At 46.3% G+C, this 23,294-nt stretch carries 22 protein-coding genes and 1 tRNA gene; 8 read left to right on the top strand and 15 right to left on the bottom strand.

What is annotated here, in order from left to right; all coding sequences use genetic code 11:
* Positions 1-6: 6 nt before the first annotated feature.
* The 11 genes from AC438_RS14285 to AC438_RS14235 all read right to left on the bottom strand — a co-directional run bounded on the left by AC438_RS14285 (position 7) and on the right by AC438_RS14235 (position 10,692).
* Positions 7-1,275 carry a heme biosynthesis HemY N-terminal domain-containing protein gene (locus AC438_RS14285; protein ID WP_053981943.1) on the bottom strand — a complete coding sequence of 423 codons (1,269 nt, stop codon included), beginning with the start codon at positions 1,273-1,275 and terminating at the stop codon, positions 7-9.
* Complete coding sequence (locus tag AC438_RS14280) at positions 1,275-2,747, bottom strand: uroporphyrinogen-III C-methyltransferase (RefSeq protein WP_053981942.1); 1,473 nt, start codon at positions 2,745-2,747, stop codon at positions 1,275-1,277. Before AC438_RS14280 ends, AC438_RS14285 begins: the two co-directional genes overlap by 1 nt.
* Before the next feature lie 38 nt (positions 2,748-2,785).
* Positions 2,786-3,547 carry a uroporphyrinogen-III synthase gene (locus tag AC438_RS14275; RefSeq protein WP_156317092.1) on the bottom strand — a complete coding sequence of 254 codons (762 nt, stop codon included), beginning with the start codon at positions 3,545-3,547 and terminating at the stop codon, positions 2,786-2,788.
* A gap of 59 nt (positions 3,548-3,606) precedes the next feature.
* Positions 3,607-4,212 (bottom strand): thioredoxin family protein, encoded by a 606-nt coding sequence (locus AC438_RS14270; RefSeq protein WP_053981940.1) that lies wholly within the window; start codon positions 4,210-4,212, stop codon positions 3,607-3,609.
* Positions 4,213-4,225: 13 nt separating this feature from the next.
* Positions 4,226-5,221 carry an alpha-L-glutamate ligase-like protein gene (locus AC438_RS14265; protein WP_053981955.1) on the bottom strand — a complete coding sequence of 332 codons (996 nt, stop codon included), beginning with the start codon at positions 5,219-5,221 and terminating at the stop codon, positions 4,226-4,228.
* A 53-nt stretch (positions 5,222-5,274) separates the two neighbouring features.
* Complete coding sequence (locus AC438_RS14260; RefSeq protein WP_053981939.1) at positions 5,275-6,783, bottom strand: inactive transglutaminase family protein; 1,509 nt, start codon at positions 6,781-6,783, stop codon at positions 5,275-5,277.
* Positions 6,784-6,791: 8 nt separating this feature from the next.
* Positions 6,792-7,589, bottom strand: a complete 798-nt coding sequence (locus AC438_RS14255; protein WP_053981938.1) for an ATP-dependent zinc protease family protein — start codon at positions 7,587-7,589, stop codon at positions 6,792-6,794.
* A 36-nt stretch (positions 7,590-7,625) separates the two neighbouring features.
* Complete coding sequence (locus AC438_RS14250) at positions 7,626-8,003, bottom strand: hypothetical protein (protein ID WP_053981937.1); 378 nt, start codon at positions 8,001-8,003, stop codon at positions 7,626-7,628.
* Between the two features lie 86 nt (positions 8,004-8,089).
* A tRNA-Arg gene (locus tag AC438_RS14245) sits at positions 8,090-8,166 on the bottom strand.
* Positions 8,167-8,312: 146 nt separating this feature from the next.
* A complete protein-coding gene (gene dprA / locus AC438_RS14240) occupies positions 8,313-9,455 on the bottom strand; it encodes a DNA-processing protein DprA (RefSeq protein WP_238376406.1) in 1,143 nt (380 codons plus the stop codon).
* A 223-nt stretch (positions 9,456-9,678) separates the two neighbouring features.
* Positions 9,679-10,692, bottom strand: a complete 1,014-nt coding sequence (locus AC438_RS14235) for a LysM peptidoglycan-binding domain-containing protein (RefSeq protein WP_053981936.1) — start codon at positions 10,690-10,692, stop codon at positions 9,679-9,681.
* 167 nt (positions 10,693-10,859) lie between these two features.
* Between AC438_RS14235 and def the strand changes: the two genes are divergently transcribed.
* From def to AC438_RS14205, 6 genes are all read left to right on the top strand, one after another.
* Complete coding sequence (gene def, locus AC438_RS14230) at positions 10,860-11,363, top strand: peptide deformylase (protein WP_053981935.1); 504 nt, start codon at positions 10,860-10,862, stop codon at positions 11,361-11,363.
* 95 nt (positions 11,364-11,458) lie between these two features.
* Complete coding sequence (fmt, locus tag AC438_RS14225; RefSeq protein WP_053981934.1) at positions 11,459-12,436, top strand: methionyl-tRNA formyltransferase; 978 nt, start codon at positions 11,459-11,461, stop codon at positions 12,434-12,436.
* Positions 12,429-13,811, top strand: a complete 1,383-nt coding sequence (rsmB, locus tag AC438_RS14220; protein WP_338011128.1) for a 16S rRNA (cytosine(967)-C(5))-methyltransferase RsmB — start codon at positions 12,429-12,431, stop codon at positions 13,809-13,811. The genes fmt and rsmB overlap by 8 nt, the downstream gene beginning before the upstream one ends.
* A 211-nt stretch (positions 13,812-14,022) precedes the next feature.
* The gene (gene trkA / locus AC438_RS14215) at positions 14,023-15,423 is read left to right on the top strand and encodes a Trk system potassium transporter TrkA (protein ID WP_053981933.1); all 1,401 of its coding nucleotides are present in this window, start codon (positions 14,023-14,025) and stop codon (positions 15,421-15,423) included.
* A gap of 90 nt (positions 15,424-15,513) precedes the next feature.
* Positions 15,514-16,962 (top strand): TrkH family potassium uptake protein, encoded by a 1,449-nt coding sequence (locus AC438_RS14210; RefSeq protein ID WP_053981932.1) that lies wholly within the window; start codon positions 15,514-15,516, stop codon positions 16,960-16,962.
* A gap of 103 nt (positions 16,963-17,065) precedes the next feature.
* Positions 17,066-17,590 carry a YHS domain-containing (seleno)protein gene (locus tag AC438_RS14205; protein ID WP_053981931.1) on the top strand — a complete coding sequence of 175 codons (525 nt, stop codon included), beginning with the start codon at positions 17,066-17,068 and terminating at the stop codon, positions 17,588-17,590.
* Between the two features lie 130 nt (positions 17,591-17,720).
* On the opposite strand, the gene AC438_RS14200 is transcribed toward AC438_RS14205, so the two are convergent.
* Entirely contained in the window at positions 17,721-18,353 is a 633-nt protein-coding gene (locus AC438_RS14200) for a hypothetical protein (protein ID WP_053981930.1), read from the bottom strand.
* A 22-nt stretch (positions 18,354-18,375) separates the two neighbouring features.
* The gene (locus AC438_RS14195; RefSeq protein WP_156312433.1) at positions 18,376-18,711 is read right to left on the bottom strand and encodes a hypothetical protein; all 336 of its coding nucleotides are present in this window, start codon (positions 18,709-18,711) and stop codon (positions 18,376-18,378) included.
* A 516-nt stretch (positions 18,712-19,227) separates the two neighbouring features.
* Here AC438_RS14195 and AC438_RS14190 point away from each other — a divergent pair.
* Positions 19,228-20,652, top strand: a complete 1,425-nt coding sequence (locus AC438_RS14190; protein ID WP_162230754.1) for a DUF1592 domain-containing protein — start codon at positions 19,228-19,230, stop codon at positions 20,650-20,652.
* A gap of 59 nt (positions 20,653-20,711) precedes the next feature.
* On the opposite strand, the gene AC438_RS14185 is transcribed toward AC438_RS14190, so the two are convergent.
* A complete protein-coding gene (locus AC438_RS14185) occupies positions 20,712-22,106 on the bottom strand; it encodes a DEAD/DEAH box helicase (RefSeq protein WP_053981927.1) in 1,395 nt (464 codons plus the stop codon).
* Positions 22,107-22,465: 359 nt separating this feature from the next.
* Between AC438_RS14185 and AC438_RS14175 the strand changes: the two genes are divergently transcribed.
* Positions 22,466-22,918: a hypothetical protein gene (locus AC438_RS14175; protein WP_053981925.1), complete on the top strand. Its 453-nt coding sequence runs from the start codon at positions 22,466-22,468 to the stop codon at positions 22,916-22,918.
* A 147-nt stretch (positions 22,919-23,065) separates the two neighbouring features.
* Here the strand turns inward: AC438_RS14175 and AC438_RS16995 are convergent.
* On the bottom strand, positions 23,066-23,294 hold a 229-nt coding region (locus tag AC438_RS16995; protein ID WP_162230753.1), incomplete at its 5' end, for a hypothetical protein.

Here is a 23,294-nt window from a genome sequence, read left to right as displayed (position 1 = left end):
TTTTTATTATGAAGACGTTTTAGCCAGTGCACTAACGGCAGGCTTATTCGTATCGAGTGAGTCGGCAACCGGTTGTGCCTTACTGGCCGAAAATAATAAGCCTTGCTCAAATAACGCATTACTGGCCTGGTATTCACCCAGCTGCGCTAATAAATGGGCCAGCTCGGCATAGGCCTCTGGCGAGGGCTGCAATTGTAAGCTTTGCTCAAAGTAGTCTTTAGCTTTGCCCCAAAGCTCGGCACGCATCGCGATACGCCCTAGCGCCAATAACAAAATAGGGCTATCGGCTTTATGCTCAAGCCATCGCTGTGCATATTGCAATTGAGCACCGGCATCTTGGGTGCGTGTGCGTGCAAATAAAGTCATTAACTCGTCGTCATAATGCTTTTTTAACATTTTACGCAGAATAGGCTCCACAGCATCATCACAGCCTAAATGCAATAACTGCCGTAAATAGCAATATTCTATTGGCTTATCATTTTTACTGCTTTTAGGAATGGCCTGCCACTGCTCGGTTAAGGTTTTGGCGTTTTCGGCTTGTGTTAATAAACCTTGGTAAATGTCACGCTCTAGCGCTAAAAAATCATCATCTGCCAGCAAGTGTATTTTCTTAAAACGCGGCAAGAGTGACTGCAGTGCTAGCCAATCGTGTTGCTTACGGTACAAACCCAGCAGCATAGCCAATACACCGGGGTGCAATTTATGATGGCTTAAAGCTTTATTGGCTAACGCCAACGCCTCATCTATTTTATTTTGCTTTTGGTAAAGCCGTGCACGACTCACCCAAAGGCTAGCAGCATGAGTCTTATCCTCAAGTGCTTCGGCCTGCGTTAAGTAATGCTCTGCATCGTCAAACAGTGCAAGATCACTCGCGGTATTCGCCGCATTAATAAGGCTGAGTACATTATTATTTTGGCCTTTTGTTTTAGCAATACGTGTAAAATTACGATGGGCTTCTTGAATATTGCCCTCCCACAAGGCTGCCATGGCACGCTCTTGGCGCTGCCACAATAAAGCTTGTGCTTTGGCCGGCCACCAATTAAAGGTTTTAATGGTCGCCCGCCATGTTCCTTTCATTACGGTTTTAACAGCCCATAAACAGAACCAAATAAGCAACAATACAATAACCGCCATCCAAAATCGCATTTCGATGACATAGCCGCCAATGGCAATTAATACATAACCGGCATCTTTTTGCATCAGCGGAATACCCACTACCGCCAAAAAGCAAATAACCACAAACGGGACCAATAACCACAATAAAAACTTATGCATTACTGCGCTCCTTGGCTACTGAGCTGGCCTGCGCTGGGTGCATTAATACGATGTTGTGCGGCACTATAGGTATGTAATAACTTAAGAGACTCTGAAATATCCGGTAACTCGGGTGCTATATTTTTTTGCGCTAAAGCCTGAAGCTCGTTCACCAACGTCTGTCGCGCTGGAGAATCAAAATAGTATTGTGATGCTAACGCGCTGGCTGACTTTAAGCTTTCGCTATACGTGACGGGCTCTTCTTTGAGTAATGCAATTTGCGCCTGCTCAATCAACAAGCGTGTATTTAATTGCATCAGCTGTAAGCGTTGTTGGCTCACAATAGGGTTAGCCAGTTCATCTTCTGAATACCAGCTAAACGCACTGCGTACAAATATGAAGAAGTTACCCATTTCACGCTTAAACTCTTCAATAAAGGTTTCACTGACATCGGTTTGCGTTGACGACACTTGAGCCAAAGGCGCTGAGGTTGTCGCCGGTAACGCACTAAAGCGCTCTTGCTCTGCCGGTAAGGTGGCTAAATTGTTAATGGTATTGGCTACAGCACCTAGTTTTAAATAAATACCTTGGGTATCAACCGGCTCCACCATTTTTAAAGCCGTAATTTCTTCGGCCAGTACCTTACGAATAGCAAATAATTCACGATCCCCTAAGCCAGCACTCACACGCTCAACAATCTCATCGGCACGACTGAGTAACGCCACAACATTGTCTGGGGTGCGCTCGAGTAACACGCGCTGATTGGCCAGTTTCAGTAAATACTCGGCCTCAGCGAGCAACCAGTCTTCACGCGATGTGGTCGTTAGCCCAGCCAATCGAGTTTGCTGACCATTAAGACGCGCTTCATGCTCTTTGATTTGACCTGCTAAGCGCTGTAAGTCACCTGCTGCTTCACGCTCTATGGCTTTGAGTTCAGCATTGACGCCTTGCTTAAACTCCGTCAACTCGCGAGTTGCTTTGCTCTGGCTTTGCGCGAGTGTTTGCTGTACTTGTGCTTTAACCTCGCCTAACTGGGCGGTTAAATCACCAGTACTTTGTGCGCTAGCTTGCTGCTGCAAATACACCCAATAACCCCCAAACGCTGTAGCGCCCCAACCCAGCAACATAAACACCACAACAAACCACACCCCTTTCGTTGAACGCTGCTTATCGGGTGCGCTTGTATCTTTAGAGGATAAAGCGCTATTGGGTGGTAATAAGCTGGGCTCATCGGGCGTGAGGGCTTCTTGTTCGTTAACCGCTGCTTTGTTTTCGGTAACCGCTTTTTGCTCGGTAGCAGCGGCCGATGGTATTGCCTCATCGCCTGAGTCAACCGCTGGCTCTTGTATGGGAGATGTGTTTGGCGATGCGGTGGGCGACTGTTCGGTATTTTGCTGAGTACTGCCGTGTGTTGAAGCGCTATCGGTTAGCTCACGATCATCTGTTGATGCGCGATGGGTCATCGAGTCAGGAGTTTGGGGCTTATCACTCATAGATAATCCTTAAAAAGAAGTTAAGCTGCACGGCAAGCTCATTGCGATAAAAGAGCCAACTTGATCGACTCAAGCATAGCCGCTTCGCTCGCGTTTTTGGCGATACGTATATCATGGAAGCCCAATTGACGAGCCTGCTCGGCAACGCGCTCAGCAGGAAGCACCAGCACAATACGGTTTCTATTGATTGTAGCGGGTAATACGCACATGAGGTTAACGAGTGTATCACCGCTAAACAGCGGAATAACATGCTTCGTTGCCGCAGGTATCAAAAGGCTTTGTTCATGAGCTGTTACAGGTAGCTGGCGCTCATAAAGTTCGCAGTAGCGTACTTGCGCACCGCGTTCGGTCAGTGCTACTGCTAATTTGGGTCGCCCTCCTTTACCCCGGCAAATTAACACTTTTTGCCCACTCACATCACGCAAAGCTGGTAGTGCCAAAATTGCCTCGCTATTCATCGCTTCACCACATTCGGTGACGGTTATACCGTAGCTGCGCACCGCGGCGGCTGTTTTGGCACCTACCGCATAAAAGTTAACGCCTACCGGCAACTGCGGCCAATAGTCTTCAAACCATTTGAAGGCGTGCGCTACCGCGTTTTGGCTCACAAAAATCACATGCTCAAAATGATCTAAATCCAGCACATTTTTTTTGATTGCTTGCCGGTCTTGCTCACCCATTACAGGCACAATAGCCAGTAGCGGTATAGTCAAAATATCAGCATCTAAACGCGCCAACTGTTGCTGCCAGGCGCTATTTTGATGGCTCGGGCGGGTCGCCCATACGAGTGTTTTTGTCATAATTTGGGTATCAAGCACAGCGGCTTTAGGCCGCTCAAGAAATCATATCATGCGTGCTCTTAAGCAAAATACTCAGGCGCGTTACCAGGCTTCCACTTAATATTGCACCCCATTGACGGGACTTGATCGGTCGGGACAGGCTTGCCCTCGACAATTAAATCTAACGCCGCTTTTAAGAGCTCGCCGGTTGCTGGCGTTTTGCTCGAATCATAATTGCCCGATGAAATGCGCTCTGGCCGCGTATTATCAAATTGACCACGGTAGGCCAGCTTTTGCTGCGCATCAAACACATAGATATCAGGTGTACACGCCGCTTTGTATGCCTTAGCCACACTTTGGTCTTCATCATATAAATACGCGAAGCCATAACCTTGTTTTTCTTTTTCAGCCTTCATCAAATCAAAAGAGTCGGCTGGGTATGCGTTTACGTCAGTACTGCTAATCGCCACGCACTCAATACCCTTGGCTTGGTACTCTCTCGCTATTTTGGCCAACGCAGGCGCTATATGAACAACATAAGGGCAATGATTACAAATAAAGATGACAACCAAGCCCTTGGCTGCTTTATAGTCTGCTAGGCTGACGATATCACCGTCAGTCGAGGGCAGTGCGAAATGCGGTGCCAAGCTATTTAGCGCTAACATTGTCGATTCAGTTAAAGCCATGGTGTTGTCCTATTTATGCACGGTGAGCCGTTAAGAATTGTTGGATAAAGGCAATGCGCTCATCAATACTACCGAGCGTTTTATGGGTTTGTATACGTGACTCTACCGCCACTAAACGCGGTAATAAACCCGCATTGTTAGCCACCTGAATAGCCAACCCTGGGCGCGCATTAAGCTCTAATAATAAAGGACCTTTAAATTTATCTAATACAATATCGACGCCCAAATAACCAAGACCTGTCATGTCATAGCAGGCACACGCTAACTGCAGCATTTGCGCCCACTGCGGTACCACCAAATCACTCAACGACTGACCCGTATCAGGGTGGTGCGTGATATCTACGCCGTGCTGTACCGCGTTAATAGCCGCGCCAGTGGCAATATCAATGCCCACGCCCACGGCGCCTTGGTGCAAATTGGCTTTACCTTTTGAGGCTTCACAACTCAGTCGCATCATCGCCATAATGGGTACACCCTGAAACACAATAATGCGTAAATCGGGTACACCTTGGTGCGTGTATTTGGTAAAGGCCGGATCTACCTGAATCAACTCTTCAACCACTGCCACATCACTTTTACCACCTAGCGAAAAAATTCCCGCTAATATATTAGATAAGTGGCGCTCGATATCTTGCTGACTGAGCGGTTTGCCATTCGTGCGCTGCCAGCTAACGCCCTCTTTTTGGGCCTCGGCATCCGCAGGTAAAACCACTAAAATACCTTTGCCGCCAGAGCCTTGCGCCGGCTTAATACAAAAGCCCGCGGTGCCTTTTACTTTTGCATGAATGTTAGGAATATCATGCTGCTCGCTAACAACATCGAGTAAATCTGGCACATTAACATGATTGACCATGGCCAACTTTTTGGTTTTGAGCTTGTCATCGACCAAAGGGTAAAGCTTGCGCGCATTATAACGGCCAATATAGCGAATATTGCGGCAGTTCATCCCCATAATGCCTTTTTTCTTAAGGGTCGCATGCACCTTAAAATAAGGGATGCACCAAGGCATTATGCGCTTTTTAAGCGGTGTAATTAGGCGATTATAAATAGGAGTACTCATCATTAATTCGCCAAAAAGCGCCTAAAACGCTTTAGCTCTAATAAACGGTAACCGGTATAGCTGCCACACATCAACACAATAGCCATAAAGATAAACTGCAGGCCTAAAAAGTGGAACGTTAAATGCTGGACGAGACCGTTGGTCATCACCATATAACCTAGCAGTGCCACAAATAAAGAGCCGCCACCTTGCAAGGCCACTTCTTTGGCGCCTTCTTCTTCCCATAAAATTGACATGCGCTCTATGGTCCACGATAAAATAATCATCGGGAATAGGGTGAGCTTTAAACCCTCCGATAATCCAAAGCGAAATGCAACCACCGAGAATAAAGCCATAATTAAAACCACGGATATAATCACCAGCGATATACGGGCTACCAACAACAAGTTATGACGTGAGAAGTAAGAGCGAATCATCAACCCCATACCCACAATTAAGGCAAAGCCAATTAAGCCTGTTGCTAAACTTGTTTGCATAAAAGCCAGAGCAATCAACACAGGCATGAAAGTACCGCTGGTTTTTAAGCCCACCAAGGTGCGCATCAGTACAACAATTAAAACGCCCACAGGCACCAGTAAAATGCCCTTAAAAAGTGCCTGCTCACTCAGCGGTAAACTATGGATCGAAGCGTCGAGCAAGCCTGGCTCCGCTTGTGCTTGGGCTTTGCGTAGTTCACTCACAATAGGCACGCGTTTTTGTAGCATGGAGAAGCCCACCGTAGCGCCGTGTCCACCCATTAACTCAATCACACCACCATCATTTTGCTCCCAAATCACCCAAGGCGTTTTTGCTGGGTTATATTTGCCTGAAGGGTCAAAAATACGTACAGCTTCGCCATCAAAAACTTGAATCCAAGTGCGTAAAGGTTGCTGACGACCACCGTCTTTTAAGACCAACACATCGATTTCGCGAGCGGGAATATCAGCTTGCATCAACAACTGTACAATACGCTGGCTCACCGTAGACTTTTGCAATAGCAACTGCGCTTGTTGATTGGGTGTTTGAAACGCCTTAATAAGCGCTTCGATAATATCAAAAGGATGAGTCGAGGCGGTGTTTGCATCGCTCAATACAGAGCCTGCCGCTGTGGCGGTAGAACCTAAAAAACGTGGCTTTTCAATCGTTGGGCGATCGGCAGGTGAAGCAGCCGTATTCGGTGCAACTTTAAGCTCGGTTAAGTAGTACAGTGTTTGCTTACCCTTGGCCTCGTTGATCGACCATTTGGCCACTCGGGCTTTAGGGCCTTCATCAAACATCAAGTCAAAGCCTGGACTGGCAGTGCGCTCATTGACCTGTACAAACTGCGCATGCTCGTTAGGCAGGGTAAAGCTTACACTTATTGGGCCTTTATCAGCTTCAAACTGAATTTTCGCCTCAACCGCCCACAAAGTTTGACTGGCGCCAGGTAAAAAGGGAATGCCCGATACAAAGTGCCTAAAAGCGATTAAAGCAACGCCTAGTACACACAACGCAATAGCAAAATAACTCACTTGCCGATTAAACTTTGCCATGAATCCGCCTAATCTTGTTTGCGTTTATGAATAAATACTTGGCCTACATCAACAATCGCAACATCCTGTAAAAAGCGGCGACCGATCAGTACAGGATACAACATATTAGAGCGTTTATTTAACGTGAACTCAACATCATCTTCGTAATCACCAATCCGTATACGCATTTTGACAACGGGGCGCTTATCAAGCTCTTCGGCAGATGCCTGCTTAATTTTCACTGTACGAACGACTGGCGCTTCAAAAATGGCGGTTTGTGCACTTACCTTAGCTCCATCTTTTGCTGGCGCGGCTTCTTTTACAATCCTTTTGTGAGTAAACATATTAAAGCGCACCCACTGCTTACCATCGCGCTCAAAATACTGAATATCAGTCGCATGAATAGACGACGATTTGGCGCCAGTATCGATACGCGCCTTTAAGTAGCGCTGAAGTTTATCAATCCATACTAATTCAACGCGCCCTAGTGTGAATTTTTGCGGTGCCGGAACTTCAGCCGTCAGATCAGGCTCCTCGGTAGCGGGTGGCTTGGCCTGCAGCTTTACAGTTTTTTTCACTTTGGGTTTATTGCTAGCACGCAATAGTTTTTGTAGCTGTGACTGGTTAACCTCAAGCACTTCTTGTAATTGGTTTTGTTGCTCCAATAATTGCTCTAGACTTTCTTGCTGTGAGACCAAAAGCAGCTGCTGCTGTTCGGCTTGCGTCTCGTGTGCTGTTTGAAGCTCAAGCATTTGCTGCTGAACCTGCTGTGATGCACAACCCGTCATGAGAATGCTCAGAAATACTACTTTTGTTTGCAACAACATACATAGTCCTAACTATTGATTAACTTAAAGGTAGCCCTACCAACGCACAATACGCCCTTCGTCATACACTGAACCTGAGCGCGCACGATTCACCTGCACAAAGATATTTTTTTTAGGCATACTTGCCACAAAACTCAATGCTTCCACCGTTGAGTGAATGATCTTTTCAATACGATCCATACTATAAAAATCAGGCAGCATAATTTCAGCGATAATAGGGTGAGAATTTTGCGGCTGAAAGGCACAGCTTTTACCGCCATAGGCATAATGCCCACCGGGTAATAGTTGCCAAGTTGTAGACACGTGCTCAAGCGGAATTTCGGTTGAGCGCGAAAAGTGTTCACAAACCTTTTCCGACCAAGCATTGCTGTTTTGGTTCTCAAAGGGTAATGAAGTGATGCGAATGATAGGCATATATATTGGCCAATAATGGCTAAATTATAAGCACTATAGTGTAGCGCTAGATAATAAAAACCCGCCATAAGGCGGGTTTTTGATAGTGGCGCATCCGGAGGGATTCGAACCCCCGACCAAGTGGTTCGAAGCCACCTACTCTATCCAGCTGAGCTACGGATGCATAAAACTCGAGTCTTAAATTAAGGCCAACAATTTTACTGTGGTTATACCCAAACGTCCAGCTGTAGCCCCTGACTCTAAGCCAAAATGTTAAATAAAGTGCCTTTATACCCATTATTGGGCTGACCTATACGATTTAGAGAATGATTAACTGCGCACTCTGGCATATCCATGTCCCATATTGGTCACCAACCCTTTAATCTCCATTGTCATTAAGCGGGCCATTAACTCGCCCGTAGGCAATGCAGTACCCTCCGCTAACGCATCAAAAGACACCGGATCATAACCTAAATACGTTAAGATTCGCTCTTCGTCGCTACTGTGCTCACCCCCTACGTCTCGAGATATTGGCGCTTGCACGTGTTTTTCGACGAGCTCAGTATGCTTAAAAGCCAAAATGCCTTGCAGCTCTTCAACCACATCTTCGGGGCACTCAACAAGTTTGGCGCCTTCTTTGATCAATGCATGACAACCCTTGCTCAGTGGATTTTGAATAGAGCCAGGAATCGCAAACACTTCACGATCTTGCTGCAACGCATAGCGAGCTGTGATTAACGAGCCGCTTTTAACAGCGGCCTCCACCACCAATACACCACACGATAACCCGCTGATAATGCGATTGCGTTGCGGAAAATTGCTGGGCAATGGCCCCGTACCTAGTGGAAACTCACTCACCACCGCGCCACCAGCGGCGACAATATCTTCGGCAATATGCACGTGACGCGCTGGATAAATTTGGTCAATGCCTGTACCCAATATCGCTAGCGTACGACCCTTTGCTTGCAGCGCCCCCTGATGCGCTGCCACATCCACACCTAACGCCAAGCCGCTCGTAATCGTAAAGCCCGCCTCAGCAAGCCCCCGCGAAAATGTGATTGCATTCGTGCGCCCACCCGTTGTGGGGCTACGACTGCCCACTATAGCAATTTGCGGTAAATTCAATAACGTCGGATCACCCCAAACATACATTAGCAGTGGCGCGCGCTTGACTTCACGCAACAATGACGGGTAGTACTCGTTATCTATATGGACAATATGAATATTACGCTCATGCAGCCAAGCAATATTTTTGCGGACGACCTGTAATAAGGGGTGGGATTCACCTTGCTTTTGAAGGGCAAGCAAGCACTCGCGAGCTTGTTCATGCAACAAACCTTTTAGCGTTGCCGGTGGCACCTCAAACACAGTATTTAAATTAGAGAACTGCTCTAATACTCGCCAGTAAGCCGCTATCCCTGTTTGAGGTAAGCGCTGTAGCAACATGAGTTGCTCGATAGAGGTTAACTGCATCGTCCTTAATCCTATCAACACGCAACATCAAACAAAATGTCACTATTTATAGTGAAGCACAACTATAGCTAAACACAACTATAGTTAAACACAACGTAACTATTCAGAGGTGCCAAAGTTTAGCGCTAATAAATTTCAGCTTGGCTGAAAAATCACAACACGCAAATAAAAACAGCGGCCTTGGGCCGCTGTTTAGAGAGTTAAGTCAATCACTGTCACTGCTTTAAGGGTTTTTGACTAAATCTTTTGTCGATAAGGGACGCTCGGCTTCTAACACCAAACCTAGACTGAGTTTTTCAAAGATACGAAATACCATCAATAAGCCCGCTTGCTCATCTGGCAGCTTGACGATATCACCTTTGAGTCGATCGCGCACTTCACCGCCACGCTTATAAATAGCCAGTACATTACCCACTTTAATGCCTTCACGTTCACCGCGGTTGAGTACAACCACGCTCATTTTACCGACTTGGGTAACGCCACCCTCAACGGCAATAATTTCGCCATCAACAGCTACATCAGGCGCAGAAGGGTAAAACGTTGACTCTATCGAGCGCTCTTCATCTTGCAATAAACGATCACCAATACGAACCTCTTGCGTAGAGCGCGTTAACGCTAAAGTCGCCACGCTATCATCTAAAGCGCGCATCCGACCAGAGGCAATATCTGTTGCCTCAACACCTAGGACTTCATTGGTTTTAGGGTCTTTGTATACCTGACCTTTACGATAAAGGCCGTAGGCTGCCACACTGGCATCAAAGTCGCCGCGAGCATAAACACGATCGCCTTCACCAGTTAATAAACGCTTGTCCTCGCCCGAGACAACATAAGGTGCCACTTCTAACACACCGTCATCTACCACACGGCTACGTGATAAAAAGTTATTAATGCGCTCAAGAGGGATAGAAGCGATCGCTTCACGCTCATCAACGACACGCATATTCGGGGAAAGCTTAACCACCCGATCAATCACAATACGCGGCTTGCCGTCGAGGTAGATCAAGCGCACAATATCGCCAGGGTAAATTAAATGCGGATTTTCAATTTGTGGGTTCACATGCCAAATTTCAGGCCACATCCAAGGGGTATTTAAGAACGTATTAGAAATATCCCATAGGGTATCGCCCTTTACAACAACATGTTGGTCAGGGTAATCGGCGCGCAGTTGAACTTCGTCAGCATTGACCTGAGTCGCTAAAACAATAGCCCCAAGTAATCCCAAGATACGTTTTTTCATATTATTGTTCCCGTCAGTGTCAGCCCTTGGACGTTTTTTAACGTTATAATAGTCTACTTCGAAGGGGTTAACAGCCTGTTACATGGCTAAAATGCCCACAAACTATCCTGCCGCGCTATGTTAACAGCGCGCTTTACCTTTTTACTAGAGGTTTGTCACAAAGGCTAATGGCACAGTTAGAGATACTTACATTCCCCGATCCGCGCCTGCGAACACTTGCAAGCCCCGTTAAAACCGTTGATGAACGCGTACGTCAGATTATAGACGACATGTTCGATACCATGTATGCCGCCCCTGGAGTAGGTTTAGCAGCAACACAAATCAATGTACATGAGCAGATTATTGTTATTGATGTCTCTGAGGATCAAAAACAGCCGCTGGTATTTATTAATCCTAGCATTGAAGTGCTAGGCGGCGACAAAGAAAAATACGATGAAGGCTGTTTGAGCATACCCGGTTTTTACGAAAGCGTTGAACGCCCTTTAAACATCAAGGTTACAGCGCTAGATAAAGACGGTAAAACGTTTACTTTAGAACCCGATGGTTTACTGGCTGTGTGTATTCAACACGAAATGGACCACCTTAACGGTAAGCTTTTTGTTGACTACCTATCAAACCTTAAGCGCAACCGTATTCGCAGTAAGCTGCAAAAAATAGCCAAGCACAAGTAAATACTTGCCCCAACGGTCTAAGTATCTGCCCAAGTGGCTTTTGCGATCCATACCCTTACAGTGGCGCACAGCACATAGTGCGCCAGAGGTCACTCATGCCTAATACATCTGCCCCACCGCTCACACCCGATAGCAGCCTGCGCATTATTTTTGCTGGCACGCCCGACTTTGCCGCAACACATCTCAGCCAGCTACTCGACACTCGGCACACTCTGGTTGCCGTCTACACTCAGCCCGATCGCCCTGCAGGACGCGGCAAAAAGCTACACGCCAGCCCCGTCAAACAAGTGGCTCTTGAGGCTGGCTTGCCAATATTGCAACCCGTCAGCTTAAAGGGCGAAGACGAACAAAAAATACTGGCCGAGCATAATGCTGACCTTATGATTGTGGTGGCTTATGGCTTATTATTACCACAAGCAGTTTTAGAGACGCCACGCTTTGGCTGCTTCAATGTGCACGGCTCTATTTTGCCACGTTGGCGTGGTGCTGCACCGATTCAACGCGCCATTGAAGCAGGTGATACTGAAACCGGCATTACGATTATGCAAATGAATGCAGGGCTCGATACTGGCGATATGCTGTACAAGGTCACCTGCCCTATTACCGCCACGCAAACCGCGGGCACGCTACATGATAAGTTGGCCGAGCTAGGCCCGCCCGCGCTACTCAAAACACTCGATTTACTGTGCCAAGGCGCACTCACACCCGAGCCACAAGACGATAGCCAAGCCAACTATGCTCACAAGCTCAGTAAGCAAGACGGCGCAATTAATTGGCAAGCTACAAGCCATACTATTTTACAAAAAGTGCGCGCGTTTAACCCTTTCCCTGTTTGTCACACAACCTTAAACGGTGAGCGCATCCGTATTTTTGAAGCCACTCAGAGCTCACAAGCCCATAGCGCGGCACCAGGCACTATTATTAGTCATGCTGAGCACCAAATTCACATCGCCACAGGTGATGGCGCTATAGCGGCTAGTTTATTGCAGTTGCCGGGCAAAAAAGCCATGCCTGCACGCGATTTATTAAACGGGGTAGCGGCTAAGCTAGCCTTAGGAATTTGTTTTGAGTAACGCCCACACACGTCACCCCACATATAAGAATCATCCCGTGAAGCATGCAGCCATCAAAATCATCGATACACGCATTGGCGCCGCCAAAGCGTTAACCGCTGTGATGCGCGACGGTAAATCACTCACCCAAGCATTAAGCCATGTTAGCCCCGAAGTGAGTGAGCGCGATCAAGGCTTATTGCAAGAGCTGTGCTTTGGCGTTGCACGCTATGCCTATGCCTATGAGCTGGTTGCTAAAAAGCTGATGAGCAAACCCATTAAAGCCAAAGAGACTGAAATTAAAGCGCTTTTATTTATGGGCTTTTACCAGCTCGAGCACACCCGCATTCCCGACCACGCGGCTATTAATTCGGTCGTCGAAGCGACCAAAAAACTCAAAAAAAGCTGGGCAACAGGCCTGCTCAACGGCGTACTACGCCGCTTTATGCGCGAGCGTGAAACCCTAACGGTGCCTTTGGCTAGTAACCCCGTTTTTACTTATGCACACCCGCAGTGGCTTTGTGATCGCGTGCGAAAAGCTTGGCCTAATCACTGGAAAGCGGTATTGGCCGGTAATAACCAGCACCCACCGCTCACCTTACGTATCAATCAAAAAAAGATTAGCCGTAATGATTACGTAAAAGCGCTAGAAACCGCCCGCCCCGAAGCCCAATACCGCCTGAATACCTTTAGCGCACAAGCGCTAACCCTTGAAGCCTGCGATGTGACTCAGCTGCCTGGTTACCAAGAAGGCTGGTTTGCCGTGCAAGACGAAGCCGCGCAATTAAGTGCTGAGCTATTACAATTAGCGCCTGGGCAGCGCGTATTAGATGCCTGCTGCGCACCCGGCGGTAAAAGTTGCCATATTTTAGAGCAAGCACCTCAAATCAAAGAGCTTGTCGCACTCGATGTCGACGGCCTACGCATGGGGCGCGTTGCACAAAATTTAGAGCGCCTAGGCCACAGCGCGACACTTAAAATCGCCGATGCCAGCGATACCCAAGCTTGGTGGGACGGCCAGCCCTTTGACCGCATCTTACTCGATGCTCCTTGTTCGGCCACCGGTGTTATTCGTCGTCATCCCGATATTAAGCTTTTGCGCAGACCCGACGACATTGGCAAGCTGGCCGAGCTACAACAACAAATACTTGAAGCGCTTTGGCCAACACTCTCAAAAGGTGGCCTTTTAGTTTACGCAACATGCTCTGTACTGCCCCAAGAAAATGAAGACAGCATACAAGCATTTTTAGCCAAGCATACCGATGCACAACATATTATGATTGAGCCAGATAGCAGAGAACCTTGGGGTATCGAGAGGCCCGTCGGCAGGCAGTTATTCCCCCAAGAAAACGGCCATGATGGTTTTTATTATTGCGTACTGCAAAAGCACGCATAATATATAACGCCAGTACAACATGACCGCCCAAGAAAACGGGAACAAAAGGTGACATTGACCCAAGAAAGCCTACAATGCGTTCAGCAGATAAAGTCATAGTGAATATTTTTATTGTGAGTCATGTAGTAAAAACGCACAGCTCGGTACCTGCCTTAGTGCGCGCACTGGCAATACCAGCACCGTCAATGATAGCTAAGAGCAATCAACCCCAATGAAGATTATCATTTTGGGCGCAGGCCAAGTCGGCGGTACATTGGCCGCTAACCTCGCAAGCGAAGCCAACGACATTACCATTGTCGATAAAAACGAACATTTTTTGCGTGATTTACGCGATCATCTCGATATTGGCGTAGTGGTGGGTCACGCTTCTCACCCCACGGTATTGCAGCAAGCCGGTATCGAAGATGCTGACTTGCTCATTGCTGTCACCAGCGATGATGAGATCAATATGGTTGCCTGCCAAATTGCTCATAGTCTATTTAAAACACCCACCAAAATTGCTCGTATTCGCTCACAAGAGTACGCGCAATACCCTGGTTTATTTCGTAACGAAGCCATGCCGGTTGATGTGATTATCTCGCCCGAACAAATTGTTTCGCAGCATATTACTCGCCTTATCGAGCAACCTGGCGCATTACAGGTGCTCGACTTTGCCGATGGACGTGTGCAGCTAGTTGCGGTTAAAGCCTATTATGGCGGCCCTTTAGTTGGCCAAGAGCTGCGCTTTTTGCGTAAGCATATGCCCAATGTTGATACCCGCGTTGCCGCGATTTATCGCCGCAATCGTGCAATCACACCTACAGGCAATACGGTTATCGAAGCCGATGACGAAGTCTTTTTTATTGCTGCGCGTGCTGATATTCGCGCTGTGATGAGTGAATTGCGTCGCTTGGATCGTCCTTATAAGCGTTTAGTCATTGCCGGGGGTGGAAATATTGGCTTTAGTTTGGCCAAAAATTTGGAGTCTAAATACTCAGTTAAAGTCATTGAGTTTAACCCTGAGCAAGCGCATTTTTTATCGTCACAACTCAATAGCAGTATTGTCTTAGAGGGCAGCGCCTCGGACCGCAATTTACTCGTCGAAGAAAACATCCAAGATTGCGATGTGTTTTTAGCGGTCACTAACTCAGATGAAGCCAACATTATGTCTTCTATGCTGGCAAAGCGCTTGGGCGCTGGCAAAGTGCTCACACTCATCGCTAATGCTGCTTATGTCGACTTAGTACAAGGTGGCGAGATTGATATTGCCATTTCGCCACAGCAAGCAACGATTGGAAGCCTGCTCACTCATGTAAGGCGAGGCGACATAGTGAGTGTTCACTCACTACGTCGTGGCGCCGCCGAAGCTATCGAAGTCATTGCCCATGGCGATAACAAGAGCTCTAAAGTAGTGGGCCGCGCCGTTGAAGATGTTGACCTGCCCGAAGGCTCAACCATCGCCGCCATTGTACGCCAAAGCCAAAGCGAAGATGGTAAGGCACAACACGAGGTGTTAATTGCACACGACAATACCATGATCGAGTCCGGTGACCATGTCATTGTATTTTTAGTCGACAAACGCTACACCCAAGATATCGAACGACTCTTTCAGGTTGGCTTTACCTTTTTTTAATTCACCGTTTAAGCACTTAGCTGTGATATGCCGAGTGTTTAAGCGCAATCATTTGAACCTCTTATTTCACTTAGACCTTTAGGTTTTGTCATGCGGCTATCGATAATTTCCAAAGTATTGGGTGTATTGCTGATGTTATTTAGCCTTACACTGATTCCGCCGGCATTTGTATCACTATGGTACGACGACAAAAGCCACCTCAGCTTTTTACTGGCCTTTTTTATTACGTTGATTACCGGCCTGGTGTTGTGGTTTCCTACATACACTATTCGACAAGAGCTACGCACTCGCGACGGCTTTTTAATTACCGCACTGTTTTGGGCGGTACTGGCACTCTTTGGTTCGCTACCTTTTATGTTTTCGGCGGCGATGCAAGTGAGCTTTACCGATGCAATTTTTGAGGCGCTATCAGGCCTAACCACCACCGGTGCCACAGTCATTGTGGGCCTCGATTATATGCCACAATCGCTTTTGTACTATCGCCAACAATTACAATGGCTAGGCGGTATCGGGATTATTGTGATTGCCGTTGCTATTTTGCCTATGCTCGGCATTGGTGGTATGCAGCTTTACCGCGCCGAAATTCCAGGGCCTGTCAAAGACAACAAACTAACCCCGCGTATTACCGAAACCGCCAAAGCGCTTTTTATGATTTACCTCACTCTCACAGTGGCCTGCGCACTGGCGTATTGGGTGGCGGGCATGAGCTTATTTGATGCTATTGGTCACGCCTATTCAACTGTAGCAATCGGCGGATTTTCGACCCACGATGCGAGCATGGGCTTTTTTCAGAATGAGGGGATTTACTTAGTTGCCATTGTGTTTATGATTTTATCGGGCATTAACTTTGCACTGCACTTTACCGTGTGGCGCGCGCGCAATATCAAGAGCTATTGGTACGACCCAGAATGCCGCTTTTATTTCAGTATGATTTTATTAGGCACACTCATTACCGTTGGCTATTTGTATTACACCAGTACCTACAACTTACACAAAAGTATGATCGAAGGCACTTTTGAGCTGGTTTCCATTTTAACCACCACCGGTTTCGGCGTGGCTGACTTTGCCTCTTGGCCCACCTTTTTACCGTATCTTATTTTTATGTTTGCTTTTATGGGGGGCTGCGCTGGCTCTACCGGTGGCGGTATGAAAATGATTCGTATAATGCTAATTTTTAAACAGGGCGTACGTGAAATTAACCGCCTAATTCATCCCAATGCCATTATCTCGATTAAAATTGGTAGTAAAACGGTCTCTGATCGCGTTGTTGAAGCGGTATGGGGCTTTTTTGCTGTGTATGTTATTTGCTATGTAATTATGATGCTATTGCTACTCGGTACTGGGCTCGATGTCACTACCGCTTTTACCGCCGTTGGTGCATCGCTCAATAATCTAGGGCCTGGCTTAGGCGAGGTAGCCTCTAATTACAGTACCATCAATAACCCCGCCAAATGGGTCTTATGCTTTGCTATGCTACTTGGGCGCTTAGAGGTATTTACTTTACTGGTCTTATTTTCGCCTTTATTTTGGCGCCGTTAAGTGTATAAACAACCTAACAAATAAAGCTAGAGCATAAACTACAATAATGTTGTCTATAGCCGTATTATGTTGTTAATCACGGTATAAATGAGGAAATACGACCATGATAATTCGCTGGTTTTTAGCCATTATTTTATCCATCACCCACACTGTAGCGCTTGCCAGTAGCGTGGCAGCAATTAATACTAAAGGCGTATTTAACAGTGCAGCCATCAAAGGCTATGACCCTGTCAGCTACTGGAACAGTACTACACCCCAAAAAGGTAACAAGCAATGGCGCTTTAAATGGCGAGGCGCCTATTGGTACTTTGCTAACGAAGAAAACAAAGTGCTCTTTATGGATAGCCCTACAAAATATGCCCCCCAATATGGTGGCTATTGTGCTTGGGCCATGGCCGATGGTGAAGGCCGAGCAGTGGCTGTTGACCCAACCGTTTGGACCATTTACAACCATAAACTCTATTTAAATTACAATGCTAACGTTAAAGCTGAGTGGCTAAAAACGCAGATGCAAGATATCGCCAGAGCCAACCATAATTACCCTGCGATAACCGATGTGGCTCAATATAAAGAAGTCAAAAAAGAAACCCACGCCATCACCCCTATTTACAAACAAAAAGATCGCTAGAGCTCACGTTAGGGGCGAGGCACTCTAAAGGGCAAGCTGGGTATGCAACGCTTCGAGTAACACAGATGAGAAAGTAGTATCGAATTAAGTACATGCGCTGCAAAGTTACCCTGCAGCGTTAGTGTTAACTTTAACCTTGTATCATCATTCTGATAATTTTTGCAGAAGGTTTAATTTTTGATTGGTCTATATTGTAATGACCAAAATACACATCCCATTGATACAAAATATTGCCAACTTGACTGTGAGTACGGCCTTCTATTTCACTACCATGAGCAATCGAATGAGGGTACATTGCTTTAAACTCTTGATACGTTGTACCAATAGTAATACCTTCTTTGGTTGTATATTTTGGGCTATTAATTTCGATCATTTTAATTATATTTTTATGCTTATGATCTGCAAAAACAAACCCTATTTCTTCACCGCTATTGTCTAATAATAAGTAACCCTCAAAGTCGCCTTCACCGTTTTCTTGGACGCTCTTTTTAAGGTTTTTAGATTCCACATCAATCGTAGCACCAATTTTAAACCCTAATATGCCATCATTTTCAATAAAAACCTGAGATGTTGGCTTTACTGTGACTACAGCTGGTTTGACTTCGGGCTCTTGTATTTTAGCCACTTTAAGTTCTAAGATTTTAGCGTCAGCCGTCGCTTTTTGCTCTATAGCAGTATTCATCACAGGGGCTGGCTCTTGTGCTTTACATGCTATGAGGGTTGTAGCGGCGACAGTCAGCATTAAAATGGCGGGGGTGTTCATATTCTACATCTCTCATTTAACATTATTCAGCGGCGCAAACTAAAGCTTTTACCATAAGATCAAAAAAGCCTTGTTGCGTTAATTCACTGATTTTTATTGGCTCAAAATGAGCGCTTGGATCTTGGTCGCTACGACCAAACTGATAACCAGCCGTTTCAGGCTTGGCATCTTCTAGCAATAACGTCATGCGTTTTTTAGATACATGACAGTCAATAGTCATGATATCAACAGCATAACCGCTTTTTCGCAACTGCGTGTTGATGCCTATAACAGGATCAATATGTTGATAGGTCGCTTGAAATTGTGCCTGAGCAAGGCCAGCAATATCACCTAATTGGTAAATTAATGTGTTTTTCATAGTGGTGTGTCTGGTATCCATCGTGTCATTTGTAGAGTACTCGCTTTTATGCCGGCTATTTTTCATAAATGGCCCGCCACATCAAGTACTCTTATTATTTAACATGGCTGGTAAAATTGACTTTCATTCAGGCTTTTAAAAGGGTAGTGACAGATAGGTAGAATATATTTATCTGAATAACCCTTCTTTTTTTAGCGACCATGACGTAATTTATGGCACGGCTCGCCTACGTTTGACATTTAAACACTTATGAGCGCTAAAAAGGAAATTACGATGCCATATTATTTTAATAGAGCAATTTTTTTTACAAAACACTCCGCATTAACGACACCCATTTTCAAAAAAATATTTATTAACGTTATTTTAATATTTTGCATATTCACAGTATTATTACTGCTACTACCGCTTCCAAGGCACTCTCATGCAGCAACGGCGCTAACAACCACGACAAATAAAGCGCCATCCAGTACAAGCCCCTGTGTATCTGCAGCAGCGGATCATTGCAACGAAATAATAATGCGCAAGGAGTATGCACTGGATGCCATACAGCTGACTCATGCGCTGGCCGATGCTTTAGGCGCTTCAGCCAGCGCATTCGTACATTCCGAGCATACCAATAGTACACCCTTCGCTTTACCAGCGGACCTCGCTATCGCATTTGCACGTGTGAGTACTCGCGTAGAATATACCGAAATATTCACAACACTTGCCCAATATTATATCAACAACACGAGCTGTGCACTGACCCAACACAGCTGCCACAGTGCCTTTCTTGCCATCAATGGTAAGCAACTATTACGCCGGCCATTAACCCCTCAAGAAACCCAGCACTGGCAACAGCAATTTAGCATTAACAGCCTTATAGCGCTTAGTGCCTTTTTATCGCAGAAAGAGATACGCTATATTGACTATACAAAGCAACCTAATCTAGTCAATGTCGCTACACGTATGAGCTTAATGCTCAATGACTCCACGCCCGATACGCAATTACTCAACAAAGCACTTAATGGCAGTCTCGCTTATTATGCGGTGCGTATCCAAGAGGCTGAGCGCTTAATTCATAATCGTCACAACTTTTATCGGGCCATTCGGCGCTTTTATAGTCAATGGTTAGGACTCTACGATAACAGCGATACTAGCCTCGAGCTGTATACCATTGCCTTTGCGCAAACCAGCCAGTTATTTAAGCCACACTTTAAAGGGACTTTTCATGATTTATTAATCAACCCTCACACGCTGTCACTACCATCAATAACAAGCCATGAGGCAACAATACTCAAACATATTAACCGCCCGGGTTTATTTGCTAAGACGGGATTTTTGAGGGCTAATAATAACGCCTCCATACGGGGCTGGAAAATGCGCGACGCTTTATTGTGCGATGTCTATTATTCGCCCTCGGGCAGTCATTTAAATGATAATTACCAGCACATACACACACGCTATCAGCAAGCGCGTAAAAAAGCAGGCTTTGAACTACCCCGCTCACTATCCATTGAGTATTATCTCAGTACAGCGCGTGCGCGAGGCAATACGGCCTGTAACGCCTGCCATGAGCAATATTTGCCGCTAGGTCGTGTTCTTAATATATTTAATACTGAAGGAGACTTGCAAACACACTTTACGCTCGCGGATGGAAGTACTCGGGCCATCCATACCGGTGGGCGTCTAGATATCACTACCAAGCGCTCTATTGCATTTGATGATGCCGCTCATTTATTGAGTCAAATAGCCCGCACTCCACAGGCCCAGCAGTGTTTTGTGAGCCAATGGCTAAGTTTTGCAGCGCAACTCGAAAATGCCTCTCAGATTAATCACGCCATTAAAGACCATAACACCCAAGCAATTTATCACCGTTTTAGCGACAATTTTAGCGACAATAAAGGCGATCTTAAGCAGCTACTTATTGATATTGCCAGTAGTCACTGGCTCGCCCAATAAAAAAGGCGCTAACGGAGTATGTTAGCGCCTTTTTAAGTCCCGTCTAGCCAGACATATCTTTAGCTTGCTCGGTTACCGCCATTATTGCTGCCGCTATTGCTTTGACTAGCACCGCCTCGGTTGGCATTTCCCCGATTAGCGTTAGCACTACCTGTTCGGCCACTATTGCGAGCGCCACCGGGGCGGCGAGGCTTATTTCCCGCTGGGCTATTAGCACCGCGCTGATTATCACCGTAGGGCTTTTTAGGTTTTTTGGGTTTTTTAGGCTTATGTGCACGCGGCGTAGGGGATGCGGGCACTTCGTGCACGGGCTCATAACCCTCCATATATTCGCGGTCAATCACACGCCCAATCACACGTTCAATATCAACCAGTTGAGTGATTTCATCGGCACTGACTAATGATAATGCTTTACCCGTTGCACCTGCACGCCCTGTGCGGCCAATACGATGAACATAATCTTCTGGCACATTGGGTAAATCAATATTCACCACTTGTGGTAATTGCTCAATATCTAACCCCCGAGCGGCAATATCAGTAGCCACCAAAATGCGAATTTCGCCAGCTTTAAACTCTGCTAATGCACGTGTACGCGCGCCTTGGCTTTTATTCCCATGAATCGCTGCAGCGCTAATACCAGCCTCTTGTAGGTATTTAGTCAGTTTATTGGCGCCATGCTTGGTTCGGCTAAACACCAACGCTTGCTGCCAATTGCCATCTTTAATCAGGCGGGCTAACAGTGCAGGCTTTTTGGCTTTATCACACGGATGAATAAGGTGAGTCACCGTGGGTGCCGTGGCGTTTTTAGGGGTGACCGATACCTGAACGGGATTTTTGACCAAGCTTTTGGCAAGCTCACGGATCTCGTCAGAAAACGTTGCACTAAACATTAATGTTTGGCGCTGCGCGGGTAAAAAACGCAATATCTTACGAATATCATGAATAAAGCCCATATCCAACATGCGGTCAGCTTCATCAAAGACTAAGACTTCTAGCTCACTAAATTTAACGGCATTTTGTTGATATAAGTCCAGTAAACGACCCGGCGTTGCAACCAGTACATCGGTGCCGCGACGCAAACGCATCATTTGCGGATTAATTTTAACACCACCAAAAATGACCGCAGAGCTTAACGATAGATGAGCAGAATAACTTTTCACATTTTCGGCAACTTGCGCCGCCAGCTCACGCGTCGGTGTCAAGATTAATGCACGCACTTGATTAGCGCCCGCCTTTGGGCCTTGTGCTAATCGATGCAAAATAGGTAACGTAAAACCAGCGGTCTTACCGGTCCCTGTTTGCGCGGCCGCCATGACATCGCGGCCTTCTAATATGGGGGGTATAGCTTGCGCTTGAATGGGCGAGGGCTTGGTATAGCCTTGCTCTTCAATCGCTTTAAGAATAGTCGGCTCTAAGCCTAAATCAGCAAATTGCTCAATAGTTTGTGTAGTCATGGTTCTCAGGTCGGTAACGACAAAAAAGGGCTTGCCTGTGCATTTATTCAAAGGCAAACAAAAAGGCCATTAGGCCAAACGAGCAAAACAGAAAGGCTGGAACTTGCCAAGTGCGCGTTTATTGATCGAGCCAGCTTCTCACTTAAACTCGGCGCAGCCGCACAACAAGTACAGCAATACAACAAACAAAACAACGAATTACCCAGAAGCCGCGCAGCTTACAGCACGCGCCCTGTTTAGGCTATGAATAGCTGATATGCGGGGTAGTTATTTTATTCGCTACCATCAACAAAACGCCGATATTAAGGCACAATAAGCACAGCTACCCTCATCCACCTCAACAATAATAAGAGTAGACAATGGCCATTTTTAACTACCAAACACTAGACACACTTGCGGATACCTACATTCCCACATTAGCGATTATTGCGCTGATCAGTATGGCCGCCAAATTAGGCCAGCCACGTATCGCTTTTAAAGAGCTTTGCGCGTTTGCCTTGCTGGTTTTTTTAGCTTACGGCTTAATGTTTATGGATGCAACACACAGAATTTGGGCCAGCCAAGGCTGGGATTACAGCACCCATACGGCAACAGCGGGGGCGTGTGTTTGGTACTTGTTTTGGCTACATAAAGGCCGCCGAGTATTAGGCGGAGTCTTTCAGCAGCCTTGGGTCTATGTATTTTGGCCGGTATCGCTGGTGGGTTATTTAGCCTTAATGCGCTACCAGCAATATCACAGCTGGCTCGATATGCTGACCACACTGATGGCTATTACACCCTTTTTTACACTGCATTATTTTGCAACGCGCTAAAGGCTATTATTCCCTAAAATTAGAGTCTATTACTCCCTAAAATTAGCAGCGACAAAAAGCCCTCACATGAGGGCTAATAGTCTCACACCATGCTCCACTGTAGCGGCACATCTATTGGTCAAGCGCTATAGGTTATAGCTATATACATCAACCTAAAATGCCAGTATTTTCACGTAAATTAGCTTGTGTTTGGCTGCGGGTATCGCTCGCTTTAAGGCCCACACGATCATTGAAAAAGCCATAATACTTAAGCCTTACATCGGTTTTTAAGTCAAAAAAGTGGTGCTCTGCCCGTAAACCCAACGTCAAACCCATGCTCGGCGTAAAATGGATCATGACTTGCAGTCGATATTTTTGAAAATTAGCCTCCAAGACC

The sequence above is a fragment of the Marinagarivorans algicola genome (genome assembly GCF_001292705.1).
GTDB classification, from domain to species: domain Bacteria; phylum Pseudomonadota; class Gammaproteobacteria; order Pseudomonadales; family Cellvibrionaceae; genus Marinagarivorans; species Marinagarivorans algicola.
The sequence above is the reverse complement of the archived record's forward strand: the minus strand, read 5'-3'. Positions and strand labels throughout refer to the sequence as shown.